Raw genomic sequence first — 3,688 nt, 5'->3', positions numbered from 1 at the left:
GTTGGCGGCGAGGACGGCGGTGCCGCCGGCCTCGTCCACCAGGCCGGGGACGGCGATCCCGGCGGCCCGCGGCGGCGTTCCCCGGCGCACGGCCCGGGCCCGCAGCTCGTCCGCGCACCGCAGCAGAGTGTCGAGGACGGCCTCCGGCCCGCGTTCGGCCCGGGTGGGCCACTGCCGCGACTCGACCGGCTCGCCGTCCTCGACCACGACGCCCTTGATCCGCGTTCCGCCGACGTCCAGCGCGATGACGCTGCCTCCGGTCGGGGTCACGACCCGTCCAGCACGATCGAGCGGGTCAGGTGGCGCGGCCGGTCGGGGTCGAGGCCGCGGCCGGTGGCCAGCCGGACGGCCAGGCGCTGCGCCCGGACCAGGTCCGCCAGCGGGTCGAGGTCGGAGACCGAGACCCGCGCGCCGGTCCGCCCGACCTGCTCCGGCAGGCCGGCCGGCGGTGTGCCGAGGAACCAGACCAGGCTCTCCGGGCCGCTGACGCTGATCGGTCCGTGCCGGTACTCCATGGCCGGGTAGGACTCGGTCCACGAGGAGGACGCCTCCCGGACCTTGAGCGCCGCCTCGTGGGCCACGCCGCTGGTCCAGCCGGTGCCGAGGAAGGTGAACTGCCGGGCGTCGGGCGCTCCTTCGGGCAGCGGCTCGGTCAGCGCCCGGCTCGCCTGCTCGGGCAGGTCCCGGGGCGCGGCGCCCAGGTGGGCGCGCAGCAGGACGAGGGCGGTGGTGGCGAACCTGGTCTGCACCACGGACCGCTCGTCGGCGAACTCCAGGGGCACCAGGTGCCGGGCCGCTCCGCCGACCGGGGTGGCCGGGTCGCCGGTGATCGCCACCGTCTCGGCGCTCCGGGTGCGGGCCAACGCGTCCAGCACCTCGGTGGTGGTGCCGGAGCGGGTGAGGGCGACCACCCGGTCGTACCGCCGGGCCGCCGGGAACTCGGAGGCGGCGAACGCGTCGGTCTCCCCCTGGCCGAGGCTCTCGCGCAGCGCCGCGTACGCCTGGGCGATGTACAGCGAGGTGCCGCAGCCGACGACCGCCACGCGCTCGCCGGGTTCGGGCAGGTGCTTCGGCGTCAGGTCGAGGGCGCGCCGCCAGCACTCGGGCTGGCTCGCGATCTCTTCGTCCACGTGGGCCATGTCGTCCTCCTGGGGTGTCGGGCGGTCGGGTGCGTCAGGTGCGTCGGGTGCGTCGGGTGGGGGGTGCCGGGCCCCGGGACAGCCCCCGGGGCCCGGCGTCGGGCCCGTCCCCCCGGCCGGGCCCGGCTCAGGCGATCGACCACCGCTGCAGCGGCGATCCGGTGTCCGGCTGCTGGGTCACCGCGGCACCGTCGGCGGCCGAGGCGGCGGTGAGCAGCAGTCCGCTGCCGGCCGAGCTGACGGCGTACGAGCCGTCGGCCGTCGGCCGGACGTTCCAGTGCTGGTTGGCACCGCCGGTGCACGGCCACTGGATGACCTGGGCACCGGCGTCGGTGGAGCCGCCGCTGACGTCGGCGCACATCGCCGAGAGGCCGTTGACCAGCTCGTACGAGCCGTCGGGCTGGAGGCGGAACTGCCAGCGCTGGTTGCTCGCGCCGGACGCCGGCCAGGTGATGAGCGGGGTGCCGGCGGTGGTGCTGCCGTCGGCGTCGTCGAGGGCCCGGCCGCCCGTGGTCAGCGTGCGGTTGCCGCTGAGGTCGGGCTGGACGGTCCAGCTGAAGACGACCGAGGCGCTCGCGGTGCCGGAGGAGGCGGTGACGGTGACGGTGGTGGTCCCGGCGGCGGTCGGGGTGCCGGCGATCAGGCCCGAGGGGCTGACGGAGAGCCCGGCGGGCAGGCCGGTCGCCGTGAAGGCGAGCGGCTTCCCGGCGCTGTCGGTGGCGTCGAGCTGGACCGAGACGGCCTGGCCGACGGTGCCGGACCGGTCGCCGGGGGCGGTGAGCACGACGGTCTCGGGGGCCGTGCCGGTCGCGGTGAGGGCGAGGGTCTGCTCGGCCGCCGTACGGCCGCCGCCGACCGCGCTGCCGGTGGTGTCGCTCCAGGAGCGGGCGGGCGCGGTCTCGGCGAGCCGGCCGGGGGTGCCGGACAGGCCGATCACCAGGCCGCTGTAACGGTTCACCAGCTGGAACCGGCCCTTGCCGGCCCGGCTGGGGAGGACGAACCACTGCTGCCCGACGGTGGCGTTCCCGTCGGCGGTGCCGGCGGTGGTCAGTGCGGCGCCCCAGGCCCGGCCGGCCGTCGAGGCGGAGCCGACGCCCAGCAGCCGGCCGGTGCCGGCGTTGGCGATCCGGTAGGAGCCGTCGCCGGTGGCCAGGAACCGCCAGGACTCGCCGGCCGAGCCGTCGGCCCTGGCCGTGGAGGTGACGGCGGAGCCGCCGGCGGCCTGGACGAGGACCCGGCCGTCGCCGTTCTGGATCCGGTAGGTCCTGGTCAGGTCGACCGGCGGGGCGGCCGGCGCGGAGGAGCCGATGGTGATGTCGGCGTACTCGCCGTCGGAGCCGGCGCAGGCGATGGAGCAGTAGGAGCGGAAGGTCCGGCCGAGGACGGTGCCGCCGGTGCGGGCGGCCGGGTCGAGCATCCAGCGGTACCAGGAGCCGGAGGTGTAGCCGCCGCTGTCGCCGATCAGGGTCCACTGCTGGGTGGCGAGGTCCTTGGTGGCGTAGAACCGCTGCGGCGCGGTGCCGGAGACCACCTCGGGCTCGCCGATGTACCGGCCGAGGTAGGCGTCGTAGGCGATGTTCATGATGAACAGGTCGGACTTGGGCGGCAGTTGGCCGGCCTTGACCTGCTGGTCCACCGAGCCGGGGGTGCTCGGACGGTAGTCGGCCGCGGGCGGGGTGTACCCGGTCGGCGCCGCCGGGGTGGCGGGCACCATGTTGCTCTCCAGGCCGCCCCGGCCGGGCTGCGTCCAGGTGCCGTCGTACCACTTCCGCCAGGAGTCGGGTGCCATCTTCGCCGAGATCGGGGCGCGGGCGACGTGGGCCAGGCCGCCGTTGGAGCCGCCGACGCCGGCCTTGGGGACGATCCGGGAGCCGTAGTAGACGTAGAAGTAGCCCGAGGCGGTGTCGACGAACAGGCGCGGATCTCCGTCGCCGTAGTCGTAGGTCTGCTGGGGGAAGGCGGCGGCGTCGCCCCGGACGGTGCTGTACGGGGAGGTGATGACGTGGTCCCGGATGGTCCAGGTCCGGCCCTGGTCGGTGGAGACGGCGTAGTCGATCGCGTCGTAGTGCAGGCCGTCGCCGAAGGGCTGGGGGGTGAACTCGTTGTGCACCAGCCCGTACCAGTCGCCGGTGTCCGGGTCGACCCAGACCCCGACCAGGTCGCAGAAGTTGCGCTGGGAGTAGCCGGAGCCCTGCGGCGCCTGGGTGGACTCCAGGCCGGTGGGGCTGTTGTTGCACCGCCAGGTGGTGTCGTCGTTGCGGTCGTTCGGGTCGGCGGGGTTGACGGCGTCGCTGATCGCGGCCGACCGGGTGGCGCTCTCGAAGTCCGCGCCGCTGTAGAAGTCCCACCGCCGGGAGTCCTTCGGGCCGTACAGCGCGTGCGACTGCTGGAAGTAGAACGTGCCGTCCTTGTCGGTGTAGACGGACGCCGGGGTGTCGTCGGGGTGGGCGTACGGGCCGGTCCGGCCGACCGAGACGGTGTACGTGGTGGCGGCGGGTCGGGCGGCCGCCACCTCGGGGGCCGGGGCCGGGGCGGCGGACGCCGGGGCG

The 3,688-nt window shown here is 75.5% G+C and carries 3 protein-coding genes; all 3 read right to left on the bottom strand.

All coding sequences use genetic code 11. From position 1 onward, the window contains the following. Positions 1-270: ROK family protein (locus ABZW03_RS38535; protein ID WP_355269189.1), on the bottom strand; the 270-nt coding region annotated here is incomplete at its 3' end. Further along, a complete protein-coding gene (locus ABZW03_RS38530) occupies positions 267-1,139 on the bottom strand; it encodes an SIS domain-containing protein (protein ID WP_355269187.1) in 873 nt (290 codons plus the stop codon). The genes ABZW03_RS38530 and ABZW03_RS38535, both read right to left, overlap by 4 nt. A gap of 127 nt (positions 1,140-1,266) precedes the next feature. Then, entirely contained in the window at positions 1,267-3,651 is a 2,385-nt protein-coding gene (locus ABZW03_RS38525) for an RICIN domain-containing protein (RefSeq protein ID WP_355269191.1), read from the bottom strand. Between the last annotated feature and the right edge of the window lie 37 nt (positions 3,652-3,688).

Origin of the sequence: Kitasatospora sp. NPDC004799 (genome assembly GCF_040609095.1) — a bacterium.
Lineage (GTDB): Bacteria > Actinomycetota > Actinomycetes > Streptomycetales > Streptomycetaceae > Kitasatospora.
This window is presented reverse-complemented; position numbering and strand designations above follow the sequence as displayed.